Origin of the sequence: Hoeflea marina (assembly GCF_003182275.1) — a bacterium.
Classification (GTDB): domain Bacteria; phylum Pseudomonadota; class Alphaproteobacteria; order Rhizobiales; family Rhizobiaceae; genus Hoeflea; species Hoeflea marina.
This window is the reverse complement of record NZ_QGTR01000001.1, coordinates 1,436,085-1,454,605: the sequence shown is the minus strand read 5'-3', so window position 1 is coordinate 1,454,605 and position 18,521 is coordinate 1,436,085. Positions and strand designations below refer to the sequence as shown.

General features: G+C 66.5%; 18 protein-coding genes. 10 read left to right on the top strand and 8 right to left on the bottom strand.

From position 1 onward, the window contains the following. Together DFR52_RS24675 and DFR52_RS06510 are read left to right on the top strand one after the other, a co-directional pair. Window positions 1–221 (top strand): hypothetical protein (locus DFR52_RS24675; protein WP_210205772.1); only part of this gene is annotated, 221 nt, incomplete at its 5' end. Window positions 222–855: 634 nt separating this feature from the next. Further along, window positions 856–2,139 carry a DUF3422 family protein gene (locus tag DFR52_RS06510; protein ID WP_110031029.1) on the top strand — a complete coding sequence of 428 codons (1,284 nt, stop codon included), beginning with the start codon at window positions 856–858 and terminating at the stop codon, window positions 2,137–2,139. Here DFR52_RS06510 and DFR52_RS06505 read toward each other — a convergent pair whose 3' ends face one another. Continuing rightward, the gene (locus DFR52_RS06505) at window positions 2,140–2,844 is read right to left on the bottom strand and encodes a TetR/AcrR family transcriptional regulator (protein WP_110031028.1); all 705 of its coding nucleotides are present in this window, start codon (window positions 2,842–2,844) and stop codon (window positions 2,140–2,142) included. A gap of 83 nt (window positions 2,845–2,927) precedes the next feature. Here DFR52_RS06505 and DFR52_RS06500 point away from each other — a divergent pair, with 83 nt between their 5' ends. The 4 genes from DFR52_RS06500 to DFR52_RS06485 are packed head-to-tail and all read left to right on the top strand — an operon-like array spanning window position 2,928 to window position 6,902. After that, window positions 2,928–4,268, top strand: a complete 1,341-nt coding sequence (locus DFR52_RS06500) for a flavin-containing monooxygenase (RefSeq protein ID WP_110031027.1) — start codon at window positions 2,928–2,930, stop codon at window positions 4,266–4,268. Beyond that, on the top strand, window positions 4,265–5,167 hold the full coding sequence (locus DFR52_RS06495) for a bile acid:sodium symporter family protein (RefSeq protein WP_110031026.1): 903 nt from the start codon (window positions 4,265–4,267) through the stop codon (window positions 5,165–5,167). Before DFR52_RS06500 ends, DFR52_RS06495 begins: the two co-directional genes overlap by 4 nt. Continuing rightward, window positions 5,164–6,102 carry an SDR family oxidoreductase gene (locus tag DFR52_RS06490; protein ID WP_110031025.1) on the top strand — a complete coding sequence of 313 codons (939 nt, stop codon included), beginning with the start codon at window positions 5,164–5,166 and terminating at the stop codon, window positions 6,100–6,102. Before DFR52_RS06495 ends, DFR52_RS06490 begins: the two co-directional genes overlap by 4 nt. A 38-nt stretch (window positions 6,103–6,140) precedes the next feature. Beyond that, window positions 6,141–6,902 (top strand): SDR family NAD(P)-dependent oxidoreductase, encoded by a 762-nt coding sequence (locus tag DFR52_RS06485; RefSeq protein ID WP_210205770.1) that lies wholly within the window; start codon window positions 6,141–6,143, stop codon window positions 6,900–6,902. Window positions 6,903–6,942: 40 nt separating this feature from the next. Here the strand turns inward: DFR52_RS06485 and DFR52_RS06480 are convergent, their stop codons facing one another. After that, window positions 6,943–8,460: a globin-coupled sensor protein gene (locus tag DFR52_RS06480; RefSeq protein WP_110031024.1), complete on the bottom strand. Its 1,518-nt coding sequence runs from the start codon at window positions 8,458–8,460 to the stop codon at window positions 6,943–6,945. Window positions 8,461–8,922: 462 nt separating this feature from the next. On the opposite strand from DFR52_RS06480, the gene DFR52_RS06475 reads away from it, so the two are divergent. Further along, a complete protein-coding gene (locus DFR52_RS06475) occupies window positions 8,923–9,381 on the top strand; it encodes a PIN domain-containing protein (RefSeq protein WP_342587889.1) in 459 nt (152 codons plus the stop codon). After that, on the top strand, window positions 9,378–9,647 hold the full coding sequence (locus DFR52_RS06470) for a hypothetical protein (RefSeq protein WP_110031022.1): 270 nt from the start codon (window positions 9,378–9,380) through the stop codon (window positions 9,645–9,647). Before DFR52_RS06475 ends, DFR52_RS06470 begins: the two co-directional genes overlap by 4 nt. A gap of 69 nt (window positions 9,648–9,716) precedes the next feature. On the opposite strand, the gene lpdA is transcribed toward DFR52_RS06470, so the two are convergent. The 4 genes from lpdA to DFR52_RS06450 are packed head-to-tail and all read right to left on the bottom strand — an operon-like array spanning window position 9,717 to window position 14,726. After that, complete coding sequence (gene lpdA, locus DFR52_RS06465) at window positions 9,717–11,102, bottom strand: dihydrolipoyl dehydrogenase (protein WP_110031021.1); 1,386 nt, start codon at window positions 11,100–11,102, stop codon at window positions 9,717–9,719. Window positions 11,103–11,105: 3 nt separating this feature from the next. Continuing rightward, window positions 11,106–12,476: a dihydrolipoamide acetyltransferase family protein gene (locus tag DFR52_RS06460; protein WP_110031020.1), complete on the bottom strand. Its 1,371-nt coding sequence runs from the start codon at window positions 12,474–12,476 to the stop codon at window positions 11,106–11,108. 2 nt (window positions 12,477–12,478) lie between these two features. Further along, window positions 12,479–13,492 carry an alpha-ketoacid dehydrogenase subunit beta gene (locus tag DFR52_RS06455; RefSeq protein WP_110031019.1) on the bottom strand — a complete coding sequence of 338 codons (1,014 nt, stop codon included), beginning with the start codon at window positions 13,490–13,492 and terminating at the stop codon, window positions 12,479–12,481. A 1-nt stretch (window position 13,493) separates the two neighbouring features. Continuing rightward, window positions 13,494–14,726: a 3-methyl-2-oxobutanoate dehydrogenase (2-methylpropanoyl-transferring) subunit alpha gene (locus tag DFR52_RS06450; protein WP_110031018.1), complete on the bottom strand. Its 1,233-nt coding sequence runs from the start codon at window positions 14,724–14,726 to the stop codon at window positions 13,494–13,496. Between the two features lie 357 nt (window positions 14,727–15,083). Here DFR52_RS06450 and DFR52_RS06445 point away from each other — a divergent pair, with 357 nt between their 5' ends. Together DFR52_RS06445 and DFR52_RS24165 are read left to right on the top strand one after the other, a co-directional pair. After that, window positions 15,084–15,551, top strand: coding sequence for an Lrp/AsnC family transcriptional regulator (locus tag DFR52_RS06445; RefSeq protein WP_110031017.1), 468 nt, complete (start codon window positions 15,084–15,086; stop codon window positions 15,549–15,551). A 216-nt stretch (window positions 15,552–15,767) separates the two neighbouring features. Beyond that, window positions 15,768–16,163 (top strand): putative immunity protein, encoded by a 396-nt coding sequence (locus DFR52_RS24165; protein ID WP_146215544.1) that lies wholly within the window; start codon window positions 15,768–15,770, stop codon window positions 16,161–16,163. Window positions 16,164–16,319: 156 nt separating this feature from the next. Here the strand turns inward: DFR52_RS24165 and kdgD are convergent, their stop codons facing one another. After that, window positions 16,320–17,222 carry a 5-dehydro-4-deoxyglucarate dehydratase gene (kdgD, locus tag DFR52_RS06440; protein ID WP_110031016.1) on the bottom strand — a complete coding sequence of 301 codons (903 nt, stop codon included), beginning with the start codon at window positions 17,220–17,222 and terminating at the stop codon, window positions 16,320–16,322. Window positions 17,223–17,248: 26 nt separating this feature from the next. After that, entirely contained in the window at window positions 17,249–18,520 is a 1,272-nt protein-coding gene (locus DFR52_RS06435; protein WP_110031015.1) for a TRAP transporter large permease, read from the bottom strand. Window position 18,521 lies beyond the last annotated feature (1 nt).

Sequence of the window (18,521 nt, the reverse complement as noted above, 5' to 3'; positions counted from 1 at the left end):
TCCTCTGGTCGGAAGCACGCGAAATGCCCCAGGCCGTCGGTGACGAAAGTCACGCGCGGATTTTCGGCGTGGGTGGGGCCGCGCGCACGATGCCATTCTCCCCCCTTGTGGCGGGGTGCGCAGGACGGGTGATCCGCTTCGATTGCCTCGTCGTGGCCGCCTCGGGCCAGGAGATCCCGATCGAGGACTGGCGCGTTGCGGCACGGCTGCGGCTCGGATAGGGGGCTACGGCATTCACACATCGGTGTGGTGGCACATGGCGGCGCCGGGGAAACGCTTCCGCGGCTTCGGCATTTCTGTTTCCTTTTAACTGAAGATACCTCTCCGGTTTTTTGATGCAGTCCAAGGCCAGTTCCTGCTTGTGCAACCAGTGATACCCCCACCCCTAACCCCTCCCCTCAAGGGGGAGGGCGACAAGGCTACGTTGCCGCCAATTGACCGTCGATCCGCCTTGTCCAAGCTGGACCGCATGCTGCCACGCACGCGGAGCAGAGCCTCCCTCCCCCTTGAGGGGAGGGATTGAGGGTGGGGGTACTTTGGCGGTCGCAATGGCGCCAGCCATCGAGTGCGGGGGAGGAAAACCATCGCGCCCGACCGTCTCCCATCCTCCAGTCCTGGGGCATTTGTACACAGGATGTTGCCGCCCGCCGACCGGACCTGTTGCCGTGCTCAGCACAACCAGTACAGCACGGGTGGCCCTCCGAATGTGTGAATCTCGTACCCCTGAGGGTAGGGGCAGGGGGTGCCGGCGCCCGGCCATCGCCGAAAATCCAGATCGCGACCTGCCGCGACGTTTTGGCCTTTGCGCCGGCCCCACTTGCTTCGTACTAATAGCGCGGGCATGGGGGACAAGGCTTGGCCAAGGGCAGGTTTTCATTTCCGCAGGCGGCGGGGCGCGCCGAGGCGCTGGGCGAGATCCATTCGCGGCCCTATGCGCTGGTCGGCAAGTCGCGGGTGATCTTCCAGCTCGCCTTCCTCACCGAGGGCGGATCGGTGGTGGACACGGCGGTGATGGCGGAACTGGCGCGCTCGCGCGGGGTGGCGCCGCCCGGCCGCGAGGCCAACCATTTCTCCATGGCCTGGGGGCAGGGGACGCTGCGCTGGGAGCGGCACACGGAATTCTCCACCTATTTCTGGGACTGCCCGGCACCGGCGCATTTCGGCGACGCGGTGGACATGCACCCCTTCGGCGACCAGTTCTCCCCGCCCGGAAGCCTGATTTCCGGGGTGCGGCTCGAGATCCGCGAGGACTCCGAGGAGACGCGCGCGGCCATCGGCCAGTTCGACGCGACCAGCCTGTGCTACTCCGAGATCAAGACCGGCCAGGCGGTGATCGTCAGCGACCTGCGCCAGGACGGCGATGGGTTGACCAGGATCCTCGTCATCGACAAGGGCATGACCGAGGCCGGGCGCGGCGCGGTGGTGCAGCGGCTGCTCGACATCGAGACCTACCGGACGCTCGCCACTCTCGGCCTGTCGCTGGCGCGCACGCTGTCGCCGGAGATCCGGCGCATCGAGGACGGGCTGACCTCGATCACCCAGAAGATGAAGACAGGCGCGCGCGAGACCGCCGACGAACTGCTCTCCGAGATCACCCGGCTGGCGGCCGAACTCGAGGCCAATGCGGCGCTCAGCCTCTACCGCTTCGGCGCCAGCCGCGCCTATTACGACATCGTGCGCGAGCGCATCCAGACGCTGACCGAGGTGAGCGTGCCGGGGCGCGAGACGCTGGGCTCGTTCCTGGAGCGGCGGCTGGCGCCGGCGATGCGCACCTGCCAGTCGATCGAGGAGCGGCAGGCCAACCTGTCGCGCAAGATGGCGCGCGCCACCGGCCTCTTGCGCAGCTGGATCGATGTCGAGCTGGAGCGGCAGAACTCTGCGCTCCTGGGTTCGATGAACCGGCGGGTGAAGCTGCAATTGAGGATGCAGCAGACGGTCGAGGGCCTGTCGGTGGCGGCGATCTCCTACTACATCGTCGGCCTGTTCGGCTATCTCGCCAAGGCGCTCGAAGGCCACGGCCTGCCGGTCAAGGCCGGCACGCTGACCGGACTGTTCGTGCCGGTGGCGATCATCTTCACCTTCCTGACGGTGCGCTCGGTCAGGCGCAGGCACGATCTCGAGGACCAGACCGGGGACTGATCAGCCTTCCAATGCCGCGCGCATTCCGGCCTCGCAGAAGCGGACGAGGTCGTCGGCAAGGATCTCCATCGAGGCACCTTGCGCCGCGCCCGCGCCACTGCCTGTGCGGGGGGCAAGCGCCTCGATGCGCCATTGCGAGGTCGACAGCGACAGCATGGCGGCGACGGAGAAGACGAAGGCGGTGGAGATCGCGCGCGGCTCGGCCTTCGGAAAGAGGGCTGCGACCTCGGCCAGGAATTCCGCCACCGTCGGGTCGAAACAGCGCTCGGAAATCGCGTGCCAGCGCTGATCCGCCGAGACCATCGCCACCAGCCTGGCATAGGCCAGCCACTGCGGATCGCCTCCGCCGGCGAGACCGAGATAGGGGCGCAGGAAGGCCGAGAGCAGGGCGCCCAGCGTCGGCGGGGCGGGCGCGGCCCTGAGATCGGTCAACGCCTTGAGACGCAGATCCGACAGATGCGCCGCGCGGCGTTCGACGACGCGGCTGAACAGCTCCGCCTTGCTGCCGTGATGGAAGCCGACAGAGGCGATCTGCGCGCCGGCTGCCGACGCGATGTCGCGCACCGAAGCGCCTTCATAACCGCGTTCGGCGAACAGCCGTTCGGCGGCGTCGAGGATGGCGGCATTCGTGGCGAGCGCGCGCCTCGAGGGGGCGCGGCGGCGGGGCCGCTCGCGGGTCGGGGCGGGGGAGGACAAATCGGTCATGACTCACCTTGCCTTATTTTGTACGATCGTACAATATTAAGCCGAGGTGGAACCGGCCGGTGCCTGGGAGGGGACAAGTGGACATGCAGACCTATCCGGCGGAAGGACCCGGCGACCGTGGCCGCTATGCCCTGATCGGCGCGGGGCCGATGGGCCTGGCGATGGCCAAGCTGCTCATCGAGCAGGGCATCCCGTTCCGGGGCTTCGAGCTGCATTCCGACGTCGGCGGGCTGTGGGACATCGACGGCCCGAAATCGACCATGTACGAGACGGCGCATCTGATCTCGTCGAAGACGATGACCGAGTTCACCGATTTTCCGATGGATGCGGCAGTCGCCGAATATCCGTCGCACCGGGAGCTCAAGCGCTATTTCCAGTCCTTCGATGAGCGTTTCGGCATCAGCGACCATTTCGAGTTCGGCGTTGAGGTGCTGAGCTGCGTGCCGCTCGGCGGCGACGGCGAGGGCTGGCGTGTCAGCTGGCGGCAGGCCGACGGCAGGGAGAAGGCATCGGTGTTCGCCGGCGTGCTGATTGCCAACGGCACGCTGTCGGAGCCCAACATTCCTGCCTTCAAGGGCGAGTTCAGCGGCGAGATGCTGCATTCGAGCCGCTACCGCGAGCCGGCGCAGTTTTCCGGCAAGCGGGTGCTGGTGGTGGGCGCCGGCAATTCCGGCTGCGACATTGCCGTCGACGCCATCCATCACGGCGCGAGCTGCGACATCTCGATGCGCCGCGGCTACCATTTCGTGCCGAAATACATCTTCGGCAAGCCTGCCGATACGCTGGGCGGGATGATCCGGCTGCCGATGTGGCTCAAGCGCCGCATCGACGGCATGATCCTCAAATGGTTTGTCGGCGATCCGCAGAAATACGGGTTTCCGAAGCCCGATTACCAGCTCTACGAATCCCATCCGGTGGTCAATTCGCTGATCCTGTTCCATGCCGGTCATGGCGACATCCGGGTGCGTCCCGACATCGAGCGCTTCGACGGCACTAGGGTGCATTTCAGGGACGGCTCGCAGGCCGACTACGACCTGGTGCTGCTCGCCACCGGCTACCGGCTGCACTATCCGTTCATCGACAGGGCGCTGATCAACTGGAAAGGCGACGCGCCAGAGCTATATCTCAACTGCATGCATCCCGACCGTGACGATGTTTTCGTGCTCGGCATGGTCGAGGCCTCGGGTCTCGGCTGGCAGGGTCGGCACGAGCAGGCGGAGATGGTGGCGCGCTACATCAAGGGACTGGCGCAGCACACGGCGGCCGCCCGGGCGTTGAAGGCAGAGAAGGCCGGGGGCTTCGAGCGGGCGACCGGCGGCGTCAACTATCTCAAGCTGCCGCGCATGGCCTATTATGTCGACAAGGCCAGCTATCGCGCCGCAGTGGGCAAATGGATCAAACGACTGGGCGGGGCGATCAAATGACCGATATCGACGCCATCAGGCTCAACTTCTCGCCGTCGAGCCTGATGCTGCTCAACGGAATTCTCGCGGTGGTGATGTTCGCCATCGCGCTCGACCTCAAGCTCTCCGATTTCCGGATGCTGCTGCGGGCGCCGAAGCCGCTCGTGACCGGGCTGGTCTCGCAGTTCATCGTGCTGCCGGTGCTCACCTATCTGATGCTGCTGGTGCTGGCGCCGCGGCCGTCGATCGCGCTGGGGCTGATCCTGGTGGCCGCCTGTCCGGGCGGCAACATCTCCAATTTCATCACTCACCGGGCCGGCGGCAATTCGGCGCTGTCGGTGTCGATGACCGGGGTGGCGACGCTGGCGGCGGTGCTGATCACGCCGCTCAACATCGCCTTCTGGGGCAATCTCTACGGACCCACGCGCGAGATCCTGCGCTCGACCACGCTCGACCCGGTGTCGATCGCCGTCACCGTGTTCTTCATGCTGATCCTGCCGCTGGCGCTCGGCATTCTCCTCAATGCCCGCCGGCCTGAGCTGGCGGCGAAGCTGCGCAGGCCGCTGCAATGGCTGTCGATGGCGATCTTCGTCGCCTTCATCGTGCTGGCGCTCATGGCGAACTGGGGCTTCTTTCTGCAGTATGCGGGCGCGGTGGCGCTGCTGGTGTTTGTCCACAACGGGCTGGCGCTGGGCGGCGGCTACCTGACGGCGCGGCTTGCGGGCTTGAGCGAATACGACCGGCGGGCGGTCACCATCGAGACCGGCATCCAGAATTCCGGCCTCGGCCTGGTGCTGATCTTCGGCTTCTTCGGCGGGCTCGGCGGCATGGCGGTGGTGGCTGCCTTCTGGGGCATCTGGCACGCCGTCTCCGGCATCGCGCTGGCGGCGCTGATGGCGCGGACGGAGGCTGCGCGATGACGAGGATCCTGATCACCGGCGCCGCCGGGGCGGTGGGGCAATCGCTGCTGCACGAACTCGAGGGCGCGGGCCACGAGATCGTTGTGAGCGACATCCGCATGCCGGCCTTCCTGCCCGAGGGCGCGCAGTATCGGAAGCTCGATGTCCGCTTCGGCGATGCGGCCGAGGTGATCGGCACCGAACGGCCCGAGGTGATCGTGCATCTGGCCTCCATCGTCACGCCGCCCAGGAACTCGACCCGCGAGTTCGAATATGCGGTCGACGTCACCGGCACCCGCAACGTGCTGGACGCCGCAATCGCCGCGAAGGTGCGCCGCATCGTCGTCACCTCCTCGGGTGCCGCCTACGGCTACCATGCCGACCAGCCGGTGCCGCTGCGCGAAACAGACGCGATCCGCGGCAACGCGGAATTCGCCTATGCGCATCACAAGCGGCTGGTCGAGGAGATGCTGGCGCAGGCGCGGGCCGAGCATCCGGCACTGGAGCAGGTGGTGCTGCGCGTCGGCACGGTGCTGGGCGCCGGGCTCGAAAACCAGATCACGCAGCTCTTCCACCGGCCGCGCATTCTCGCCGTGCGCGGCTCGGAAAGTCCCTTCGTCTTCATCTGGACCCGGGATCTGGCGCGGATCCTCCGGCGTGCGGCCACCGACGGACCGCCGGGAATCTTCAATGTCGCCGGCGACGGCGCGCTCGGCGTCACCGTGATCGCCCGGGCGCTCGGCAAGCCGGTGCTCAGGCTGCCGGCCTCTGCGCTGAAGGCAGCGCTGGCGGTCGCAAAACCCTTGGGCCTGACCCGCTACGGACCCGAGCAGGTGCGCTTCCTGCAGTACCGGCCGGTGCTGGACAATTCGGCGCTGAAGACCGGGTTCGGCTACACGCCCGAGCTCTCCAGCGCCGAGGTGTTCGAGCTGTGGCGCAAGGCGGCCGGGCTGTGACGGGGACGGCCGGAAACGACGGGCACAGGAAAACGGCGGTGATCACCGGCGGCGCCGGCGGGCTCGGCCGGGCGATGGCCGATCACCTGCAGGGCGAGGGTTGGCTGACCATCCTCATCGACCGGCCGGGACCGGGACTGGACGGGCTGGAGCAGCGCCCGGGCCGGCAGCGGCCGATCGCCTGCGACCTGACGATTGCCGAGGAAGTGGCGCGCGTCGGCGCGGCCATCCGCGCCGACCACCCGGCGATCGATCTCGCCATCTACAATGCAGGCATCACCCAGATCGGCGGATTTGCCGACACGCCGATGGCCGCCCATCGCGCCGTCTTCGACGTCAACTATTTCGGCGCGGTGCTGATGGCCGCAGAGCTCATCGACCCGGTCAGGCGGGCGCGCGGCACGCATCTGGCGATCTCGTCGGTGGCGGGCTTCGCGCCGCTGCATCACCGCACCGCCTATGCGGCGAGCAAGCACGCGTTGCAGGGCTTCTTCACGTCGCTGAGGTCGGAGGAAAGTCCGTTCGGCGTGGCGGTGTCGATCGCGGCACCCTCCTTCATCGCCACCAATCCCGGCAGGCCGGAGGCGCGCGAGGGCGGCATCGCGCGGCCGGGCTCGGCGCCGGACGGCATCGACCACATGGGCGCGGCCGACGCGGCGCGGATCATCCTCAGCGGGGCAAGGCGCCGGCGGCAGATGATCCCGGTGGGCCGCGTGGCGCGGCTGTCCTGGCTCATCAGCCGGCTGTCGCCGCGGCTGTTTCAGGCGCTGATGGAACGGCAGATGCGCAAAGGCCGGTGAGGGAGCCCACCGGCCCTTGATGCGTGCCCGGTCCGACCGGTCAGCCGTAACGACGCTGCTGCGACTGGGCCTGGCCGGAATGGCCGGCGGCGCCAGAGACCCGGAAGCGCGAGACCAGTTCGGCGAGATTGCCGTTGATCACCATCAGGTTCTGCGTCGAGGCATTGGTCTCCTCGACCATGGCCGCGTTCTGCTGGGTCATCTGGTCCATCGAGTTGACGGCGGAGTTGATCTCGGCGATGGCCGAGGACTGTTCCTGCGCCGACTGGGCGATCGAGCCGATGTGCTCGTTGATCGACCTGACCTGGGTGCCGATCCGGCTCAGCGCCTCGCCGGTGCGGTTGACCAGCGATACGCCGGTGACCACGTCGTGGGTCGAGACCTCGATCAGCGTCTTGATCTCCTTGGCGGCGTTGGCCGAGCGCTGGGCCAGCTCGCGCACTTCCTGGGCGACGACGGCAAAGCCGCGGCCGGCCTCGCCCGCGCGCGCCGCCTCTACCCCGGCATTGAGCGCCAGAAGGTTGGTCTGGAAGGAGATCTCGTCGATCACCGAGATGATCTGGGTGATCTTCTTGGACGAATCCTCGATCTTGCTCATGGCGGCGATGGCCTCGCCGACGGTCTCGCCGGACTTGACGGCCTCGTCGGCGGAACTGCGCGCCACTTCCTGGGCGTCGCGGGTGCGGCTCGCCGACTGCTTGGCAATCACGGTGATCTGGTCGATCGCCGCCGCGGTCTCTTCAAGGGCGGCGGCCTGCTGCTCGATGCGCTTGGCCATCTCGTCGGTGGCCTGGGAGAGCTCGCGGGTGTCGGCGGAGGACTGCTGCGTGCCGGCGATGACGTCGGCGAGGGTCCCGTTGAGGGCCGAAACGGAGGTGTTGAAATTGCTCTTCAGCTTTTCGAATTCGGCCGTCAGCGGCTTGCTGATGCTGGCCGTCAGGTCGCCGCCCGACAGCAGCGTGAGGGCCTGGTCAAGCGCGGCGAGCGCCTCGTCCTGGCCGGCCTGCAGGCGGGCGCGTTCGGCTTCCGCAGTGGCGCGTTCGGCGGCGAGCACGTCGAGATACACGGTGATGGCATAGTCCATGTCGATGAGCGCGGCCTTGACCACGGCCGCCAGGCCGTCGGCCACTTTGGTGGATTTCTTGCGGAAGGAGAACCCGCCGGACTTCTCTTCCGAAGCGACCACATCGCGGATGATGGCTTCGAGGATCAGCGCATAGCCGCCGATGTACCAGCGCGGCTCAAGTCCGAGCCGGGCATGGACCTGGCCGATCTTCGACACCGCGTCGACATAGCTGTCGTCGTACTGGGCCGAGGCAATCAGCTCCCAGTGCTTGACCTGGCGCTCCTTGGCATGGGCGATATGGGCGTCGTCGTTGAAGAATTTCTTCGTCAGCGGATGGCTCTTCGCCTTGGCGTAGAACTTGTTCAGGGCGCCGTCGAGCGACTTGACCACAGATGGGCGGACCGCCAGCAAGGCGGCCTTCTGCTCGCTGTTGAAATTGATGAAGTCCAGACGCTCTTTCAGTTCTTCGGATTTGCTTGATGCCGAGCCCATAGACCCACCGTTCTGCTTGGGCGTGTATCAACTCTGTCATCGAGTCAAATATCATGCTGAATTGAGCGTCATCATGACGTTGTTAACCAAGAGGTAGATCAGGCGGACTTAAAATGAATGAAACATTGAATTAGTAGAAATAGCCGCTCCAGCAGAAATTACTGAGTATCTTGCGCCAGCATTCGGCGACCGGTGAAAATCCTCGGCACCCCGAAATCCCAAGGAATTCAATCTCTAGCGCCGCTGTTGCGTTGCCCGCATGCGACCTGCGGCCAGGATATGATGCGGGAGCGCGCGCAGGCCGATCCGAGGCCGCGTTAGCGCTCGGATATAAGCGGCGTTGCCGCTCAGATGTGCAGCGAGTGGCCGAGCGCCTTGAGGCAGGCCTCGTGCAATGCCTCGCCGAGTCTCGGATGGGAGGGCGAAACTTCCCACAGCGCCTTCCGCTTGACTTGACATCACATGCGATATCACATTGGAGCCATGATTGTCGTCGATGCCAATGTGCTGCTTTCGGCCCTGCGGTCGTCGCGCGGCGCATCCCACCAGGTCCTGCGACGCATGCTGGGCGGCGATGTGGCGTTCGCGGTGTCGCCGGCGGTGGCCCTCGAATATGAAGACGTACTCAAGCGACCAGGCATTTTCGGCGCCCAGCCATGGCTCAGCGAAACGGAGATCGACACGGTGATTGATGCGGTGCTTGGCCGGGCCGCGTTGGTCTCTCCGTGGTTCCGGTTCAGGCCCTTTCTGTCCGACCCGAAGGACGACATCTATATCGAATGCGCCCTGGCGGCAGGTGCTACGGTCATCGTCAGCCGCGACAGGCACTTCCAGCATCCGGATATAGGCGCATTCGGCATTTCGGTCCTGCGGGCCGGGGACTTTCTTGCGGATCTGACACGAAGGAGACAGCGATCATGAGTACCTATCCGCTCAGAATAGCCGACCACGTGATGGAAGAGGCCAGGCGCGCGGCGGCCGAGGACAATGTGTCGCTCAATCAACTGCTGTCGGCCTTCATCGCAGACGGTATCGGTCATCGGCGGGCCATCATGGATTTGAAAAAGCGCGCAAGCCAGGGAAATGTCGAAGCGGCGCTGGCCATCGTGGATCGGGCACCGGATGTCGCGCCTGATGCCGGCGATGAAACGGTCGGTCCGGGAGAAGCAGCGGGATCGCCGCGCTGATCGATTGAGGGCGGACGAGCGTGCCGTGTTCTGGCGGAAGCGGTCCCTGCCGGCCGGCCGCGTTGCCGTTCAGATGTGCAGCGAGTGGCCGAGCGCCTTGAGGCAGGCCTCGTGCAATGCCTCGCCGAGTGTCGGATGGGCGTGGACGATGGCGGCGATGTCGTCGAGCCGGGCGCCCATCTCGATGGCGATGCCGAAGGCGGCCGCCAGTTCCGAAATGCCGACGCCGACGCCCTGCAGGCCGAGGATCAGGCCGTTGTCCTTGCGGGCCGTGACGCGGACGAAGCCGCTGTCGGCCTCCATGCTCATGGCGCGGCCGTTGGCGGTGAAGGGGAACTGGCCGGTGACGGTCTCGATGCCGGTGGCCTTCGCCTCGTCGGGCGACAGGCCGCAGCTGACGATCTCCGGATCGGTGAAGCAGACGGCGGGGATGCAGGCCTTGTCCCAGATCCGCTTCCGGCCCGCGACGATCTCGGCCACCATCTCGCCCTGGGCCATGGCGCGGTGGGCAAGCATCGGTTCGCCGGTGACGTCGCCGATGGCAAAGACGCCGCGCATCGAGGTGCGGCAGGTCTCGTCGATGGAGATGAAGGGGCCGTTCCTGTCGAGGTCGAGGCCGGGAATGCCGGCGCCGCCGCTGCGCGGACGGCGCCCGACGGTGACGAGGATCCGGTCGGCGGGCAGGTCGATCGCTTCGCCGTCGGTCTCGGCCGAAAGCCCGGTGTCGGACAGGCCCCTGGCCCTGGTGTCGAGCAGGACCTTGATGCCGAGCGTCTCGAGCGATGTCATAACCGGTTTCGTCAGGGCGGAATCGTATTGCGGCAGGATCCTGGCCATGGCCTCGACGACGGTGACACGGGCGCCGAGCTTGGCGTAGGCGGTGCCGATCTCGAGCCCGATATAGCCGCCGCCGACCACCACCAGCCGCTCCGGCACGGAATCGAGCGCCAGCGCCTCGGTCGACGAGATCACCTTGCCGCCGAAGGGCAGGAAGGGCAGCTCGACCGGCTCCGAGCCTGTGGCAATGACGATCGTCTCGGCGGTGATGCGGATCGGCTCGCCGTCGCGGCTGACCTCCACCGTCTTGCCGTCGAGGAACTCGGCCGAGCCGTGGATGAGCCGCGCGCCGGCCTTTTTCAACAGGCCCTCGACGCCGCCGGTGAGGCGCTCGACGATGCCGTCCTTCCAGGCGACGGTGCGGGCAAGGTCGATGGCGGGGCTTGCTGCGGTGATGCCGAGCGCCGAGCGACCGTCATACTGGGCGAGCTTGTGGAACTCGTCGGCCGCGTGGATGAGCGCCTTGGACGGAATGCAGCCGACAGTGAGGCAGGTGCCGCCGGCCCTGGCTTCCTCCACCACGATGGTCTCGATGCCGAGCTGGCCGGCGCGGATGCCGCAGACATAGCCGCCGGGGCCGCCGCCGATGACGAGCAGTTTGCAGGAAAGGTCGATCATGGCTCAGTCCTCGATGAACAGCAGGGCAGGGGTCTCGATGAGGTGCTTGAGCTTCTGCACAAACACCGCCGCATCCCAGCCGTCGATGACCCGGTGGTCGAACGACGAGGAGATGTTCATCATCTTCCTGGGCTGGAACTGCTGGCCGTCCCACATCGGCCTGACCGCCATCCTGTTGATGCCGACGATGGCCACTTCCGGATGGTTGATGATCGGCGTGGTGGCGATGGCGCCAAGCGGCCCGAGCGAGGTGATCGAGATGGTGGAGCCGGAGAGCTCGTCGCGGCCGACCTTGCCGTCGCGGGCGGCCTCGGCGAGGCGGGCCACCTCGGCGGCGCAGTCCCACAGCGAGCGGATCTCGGCGTGGCGGACCACCGGGACGGTGAGACCCGCCGGCGTCTGGGTGGCGATGCCGATATGGACGCCGTCGAACTCTTCGACCATGCCCGCCTCGTCGTCATAGCGGGCGTTGAGCGCCGGCTGCTGGCTGACGGCGGCGACGATGGCGCGCATGACGAAGGGCAGCACGGTGAGCTTGCCGCGCCTCGAGGCATGCTGCGCGTTCAGCGCCGCGCGCAGCTCCTCGAGCGCGGTGACGTCGATCTCCTCGACGATGGTGATGTGCGGAATCCGCGACCAGGACTGCGTCATCTTCTCGGCGATCCGGCGGCGCATGCCGATCACCTTGATGTCGCGGCTGCCGGTCCTGGGCGTCTTCGGGCGGGCGGCGCCGGTGCCGTCGTCGGCAAAGGCCTCGATGTCCTCGTGCAGCACCCGGCCGCCCGGACCGGAGCCCGCCACCCGGCGCAGGTCGATGCCGGCATCGCGGGCATGCTGGCGCACCGAGGGGGCGGCGAGCGGCCTGGCGCCCGGGGCGAGCGGCGAGGAGCGTTCCGCGCCGCCGGAGCGTGCGGCGGGCGGCGAGGCGGGTTTCGCCGGGGTTGGGGCCGGCTTCGCGGTCTCTGACTTCGTCGATGTCTCCGATGGCGCCGATGCAGTTTTGGGCTTTGCAGCCGCCCCGGTCGCGGACGGACCCGGCTCAGCGTTGGCAGCCGGCTCCGAAGCGGGCGTTGAAGACTCTGCGGCATCTTCCGTTTCGGCAGGCTTGCCGCCGGCCCTGGCATTGCCTGCGCCCTCGACTTCGAGCTCGACGAATCGGGCGCCGATGGCAATCGTGTCGCCCGGCTCGCCGCAGAGCCAGGTGACCTTTCCCGACACCGAGGACGGAACCTCGACGGCGGCCTTGTCGGTCATCACCGTGCCGAGCACGTCGTCCTCATTGACCTCGTCGCCGACCTTGACGTTCCATTCGGTGAGCTCGGCCTCGGCGATGCCCTCGCCGACATCCGGCAGGTGGATGGTGTGGGTGCCCATGTTCAGCCCTCCATGACCGCTAGCAGTGCCCGCTTCAGCCGTTCGGGACCGGGGAAATAGGCCCATTCCTGGGCGTGCGGATAGGGCGTGTCCCAGCCGGCGACGCGGGTGACGGGCGCCTCGAGATGGTAGAAGCAGGCTTCCTGCACCTGGGCGCTCAATTCCGCGCCGAAGCCCGAGGTCTTGGTCGCCTCGTGGACGATGACGCAGCGGCCGGTCTTTTTTACGGAGGCGGCGATGGTGTCGATGTCGAGCGGCAGCAGGGTCCTCAGATCGATGATCTCGGCGTCGATGCCGGCCTCCTCGGCGGCGGCCTCGGCGACATAGACCATGGTGCCGTAGGCAAGCACGGTGACGGCGGAGCCTTCGCGGCGGATCTCGGCCTTGCCGAGCGGCACGGTGAAATAGCCCTCGTCGACTTCGCCCAGCGGATGGCTCTTCCACGGCGCCACCGGCTGGTCGTGGTGGCCGTTGAAGGGGCCGTTGTAGAGCCGCTTCGGCTCGAGGAAGATCACCGGGTCCGGATCCTCGATGGCGGCCAGCAGCAGGCCCTTGGCGTCGCGCGGATTGGACGGCACCACCACCTTGAGCCCGGCGACATGGGTGAACAGCGCCTCCGGGCTCTGGCTGTGGGTCTGGCCGCCGAAGATGCCGCCGCCCGTCGGCATGCGGATGACCATCGGGCAGGTGAACTGGCCGGCGGAGCGGTGGCGCATGCGCGCCGCCTCCGAGACGATCTGGTCGTAAGCGGGATAGACGTAGTCGGCGAACTGGATCTCGACCACTGGCTTGAGCCCATAGGCGGTCATGCCGATGGCAGCACCGACGATGCCGCTCTCGTTGATCGGCGCGTCGAAGCAGCGGCTCGGCCCGTATTTCTTCTGCAGCCCCGCCGTGCAGCGGAAGACGCCGCCGAAATAGCCGACATCCTCGCCGAAGACGACGACGGTGTCGTCCGCCCCCATGGCGAGATCATGGGCGTTGCGGATCGCCTCGATCATGGTCATGCGCGCCATCTCAGTAGCCCCCTTCCTGGCGTTGCCGGACCAGATGCTGCGGCATGGTCTCGTAGACGTCGTCGAACATCGAGCGCGGCGAGGGGTGCTGGCCGGTGATCAGCGTGCCGTTTGCTTCCGCCTCGCGCTGGGCCGAGCGGATGCGGTCGGAGACTTCCGCCGTGGCCTGGGTGTGGCGCTCGTCCGACCATTCGCCGAGCGCGATCAGATGCGTCTTCAGCCGCTCGATCGGGTCGCCCAGCGGCCAGGCGGCGGATTCGTTCTTCGAGCGGTAGGCGGCGGGATCGTCGGAGGTGGAGTGGCCGCCGGCGCGGTAGGTGACGTGTTCGATCAGCGTCGGGCCGTGGCCGGAGCGGGCCCGCTCGGCGGCCCAGCGGGCGACCGCGTGGACGGCGAGATAGTCGTTGCCGTCGACGCGGATGGCCGGAATGCCAAAACCGTGGCCGCGCTCGGCGAAGGTGACCGCGGCGCCGCGGGCCATGCCCTGGAAGGTGGAGATGGCCCACTGGTTGTTGACGATGTTGAGGATCACTGGCGCGTTATAGGTGGAGGCAAACACCATGGCCGAGTGAAAATCGCCCTCGGCCGTGGCGCCGTCGCCGATCCAGCCGGCGGCGATGCGGGTGTCGCCGGCGATCGCCGAGGCCATGGCCCAGCCGACCGCCTGGATGTATTGCGTGCCGAGATTGCCGGAAATGGTGAAGAAGCCATGGTCCCGGGCCGAATACATGATCGGCAGCTGCCGGCCCTTGAGCGGGTCGGCGGAGTTGGAATAGATCTGGTTCATCATGTCGACGAGCGGATAGCCGCCGGCGATCAGCAGGCCCGCCTGGCGGTAGGTGGGGAAGTTCATGTCGCCCTGCTCAAGCGCCATGCGGAAGGCGCAGGAGACCGCCTCCTCGCCCAGATGCTGCATGTAGAAGCTGGTCTTGCCCTGGCGCTGGGCATTGGTCATGCGCTCGTCGAAGACGCGCAGCGTCATCATGTGCTTGAGACCCTCGCGCAGCTCGTCGGGCGTGAGACTCCCCGCCCAGGGGCCGACGGCCTCGCCCTTGCGGTTGAGCACCCGGACGATGGAGAAGGCCATGTCGCGCATCTCGCCGGGTGCCGCGTCGACCTCGGGTCGGCGGGTCTCGCCGGCCTTCGGCACGACGAAATCGGAAAAGTCCGGCACGTCGCCGGGGCGGCAGCCGGGTTCGGGGACGCGAAGGCGCAAGGGTTTCGGATCGGTCATGGCTGCTCCCGGTGAGACGAGGGACGCGCCGGGGCGGGCCGGCGGCAGGCGAGGGCGGCGGTCGATTGGAGCGGGATTTTCACGCGGTCGCGGCCGGCCGGGCCGGGGGCGGCGGCATCGGGCGTGGCCCGGCTTCGGGCAGGCCCGCGGGCCGACCGCAGCATCCCTGTAAACAGACTGAAATCCACCGGCGCCTCCCCGCAAATCGAATTCAGGCGGCGGGCGCTCGGCCCGGACATCCGCAAGTCTCGATCCTAGCGGCAAACGGCGCGAAATGTCCTGCTGATTTTGTTTCCAGATCGGCGATTTGCAGATAGAACCATTGCAGACACACGATTTTGCAGAAGGATCATCCAGATGGGCAAGGGCCTCGACGCCATCGACCGGCGCATTCTCCGGGCGCTGGTCGCCAACGGACGGCTGTCGAACGCGGAACTGGCCAAGGAGGCGGGGCTGTCGGCCAGCCCCTGCTGGCAGCGGGTCAGGCGCATGGAGGAGGAGGGCATCATCTCCGGCTACACGGCGCTGATCAACCACGAGGCGCTCGGCGTCGGCGAGACGGTGATGGTGGAGGTGCAGCTCGAGCACCACGACGCCGCGTCGCTGGAGGCCTTCACCGAGGCGATGGCGAAGATCCCGGAGGTGCTGGAGATCTACCTGATGGCCGGCGACTTCGACTACTTCGTCAAGATCGCCGTCAGCGGCACGCGGGGCGTGGAGGAATTCCTGCGCGAGAAGCTGTTCCGGGTGCCGGGGCTCAGGCACTCGAAATCGAACTTTTCACTGAGGTGCGTGAAGAAGGTGGCGGCGTATGTGCCGGAGTAGGGGGGGCTTTATAATTGCCGCTTTTGGGATTTGCTGCGGTCGGAGTGTTTCTATAGGAACGCCGCAATAAGGAAGGTTTTCGGAACGGATTTTCGTGTCCCGTCATGTGAATGGGCTAGCGGTCGCAAAACCTTGTCTCGAAATGATCGGCGATACTCCACTTTGAACCCAAGGTGGCTTCAGCTCATGGGCCATCGCTGATAAAGTGAAACGAGAATGACAAGCACTCAACATATCAAAACTGCACATTGGGCTTGTGACGTTGCCCAGCGTGTGCTGGCAAATTTTGAGGATGCATTTCCTAACGATGAACGACCCCGTAAAGCGATTGAGGCTGGACGAATGTGGGCGCGCGGTGAACTGAAAATGTCCGAAGTTCGTCAAGCCGCGTTTGCCGCGCATGACGCCGCTCGATGCGCAAGAGATGCGTCTCAGCCGAAAGCTGAAGCTGCAGCAAGGTCAGCTGGCCACGCGGCGGCAACGGCGCATGTGATTACACACGCCCCTCACGCCTGCAAATACGCCCTGAAAGCATGTGATGATCCCATATCGGAAGGTATTTGGCAGAAATCGGGGGCTCCATACGCCAATGCAAACCGCTGCGTGACCTGAACCATCCAATCGCAGCAAAGTCCGCGGCTCTTCTACTTTTCAGGCGACGCCGGGCCTGCCCAAACGCCGCGGGAACGTGGCATTCGGGCAGACCTAAGGGCAGAAGCGGTCGAAACGGCGGGAGCCGCCGCACGATGAGGACGCGAGTACGTGGGTTTACCGATGGGCGTCGATGATGCCTTGCAGGATTTCCAGTTCCTCAGGCGTCAGGTCGACGAGTGGCGCTCGCACCGGGCCGGCGTCGAAACCCACGAGACGGACACCGGCCTTGATCGCCGAGACGGCGTAGCCCTTCTGACGCGATCGAAGCGCCATGAAGGGATAGAAGAAAGAGTTCAGCAACTCTGTGCAGGTGTGGTTTTCACCGGCGCGCAGCGCGGCATAGAACCGGTTGGCGAGGGCGGGCACGAAATTGAAGACGGCCGAGGAGTAGGTGGTGAACCCGGCGCCCAGATAGGCCTCGGCAAAGAGTTCGGCGGTGGGCATTCCCCCCAGATAGGTCAGCCTGTCCCCCATCTTTGCGGTGATCTGTCGCACCAGTCCGATATCGCCGGTGCCGTCCTTGAAGCCTATAAGGTTGGGACAGTCGTCGCACAGGCGCGCCAGGGTGTCGGGCTGCAGCACCGCGTTGTCGCGGTTGTAGACCATCACGCCGAAGTCCACCGAATGGCAGATCGCGGCAATATGGGTGTAGAGCCCTTCCTGAGGGGCGTCGATGAGGTAGTGCGGCAGCAGCAGGATGCCGTCGGCGCCGGCGTCCTGGGCCGATCTGGCGATCCCGACGGCGGTTGTGGTCCCGTACCCGCATCCTGAGACGATGGCTGTGCGGCCGGCGGCCTCCTTGGCTGCGCGGAGGATCGTGGGGACCTCGCCGGGTGCAAGCGAGAAGAATTCGCCGGTGCCGCCGGCTGCGAATAGCACCGGTGCGTCGTAACCGGCCAGCCAGTTGACATGGCGCTGGTAGCTTTCCGCGGCGAAGTGTCCCTCGGCATCGAAATGGGTGACGGGAAATGAAAGCAGACCGGAGCCGAGGGTGATCTTGAGCTCGTCGGGGGTCATTGGATACTCCGTTTGTTGTCGGGATGTCAGAGGCGGGAAAGGCTGAGGACCAGGTCGGGAAAGGCCACGGTGGCGACCAGTGCCAGCGTCAGCACGAGGTAGAATGGCAGCTGGTAGCGCATCACTTCGCTGACCGAGCATTTGGCGATGGCGGCGGTCAGGAACAGCAGCAGCCCGACAGGCGGCGTGACGTTGCCATAGACCAGCGCGATGCACAGAATGACGCCGAAATGCACCGGGTCGAAGCCATAGCTGGCTCCCAGCGGAGCGAAGACCGGCACCAGGATGATCACCGCTGCCGTCACGTCGACCACGCAGCCGATGACCAGGACGAAGGCCACGATCAGCATCACGGCCAGTGTCGGGCTCTCTGTGACGCCCTGGACCCAATCGACGACAGTCTGCGGCACCTGCTCCAGCGCCAGCACCCAGCCGAAGATGCCGGCCGAGGCAATGATCAGTCCGATGATTCCCGTGGTCATCGCGGCGCTGCGCATCGCGCTGAACAGCTCGGCGATGCCGATCTCGCGGTAGATGACGACGCTGACCAGCGCGGCATAGACCACGGCGACGGCCCCGGCCTCGGTCGGTGTGAAGACGCCGCCGAGGATGCCCCCGATGATGATGATCGGCGCCAGCAGTGCGGCACCCGCCTCGCGCCCCGCTGCCAGCCGCGCCCGGAACGGGATGCGCTCGCCGCCGCCCCAGCCGTGGCGACGGGCCATGACCGCGTTCACCGCGAAAAGCCCGAGCGTGATCAGCAGGCCCGGCACGACGCCCGACAGGAACAGCGCACCGACCGAGACGCCGGCGAGCGAACCGTAGATCACCATGATGATCGACGGCGGTATGATGGGCCCGATCGCGGCGCTCGAGGCTTCCAGCGCGGCCGCGTAGCCGGCCGGATACCCCGCGCGCTTCATCGCCGGGATCAGGATGGAGCCGGTGGCGGAGGCGCTGGCGGCGCTCGACCCGGTCAGCGAGGAAAAGATGGTGCTGGCCAGCACGTCGACCTGCGCCAGCCCGCCGCGCCAATGGCCCACCAGGGTCTCGGCGAAATGGATCATCCGGCGCGCCATGCCGCCCTTTTCCATGATCGCGCCGGCCAGGATGAAGAACGGGATCGCCAGCAGCGAGGTGCTGTCGAGCATGACGAAGATCCGCTGCGGCACCACCGCCAGCGGCAGGTTCATGTCGGAGCTGAGCAGGGCGATCGCGCCCGACAGACCCATGGCCGCGGCAACCGGCACGCGCAGGATCAGGAGGATGGCGAAAGACGACAGGAGTGCGGGCAGCATG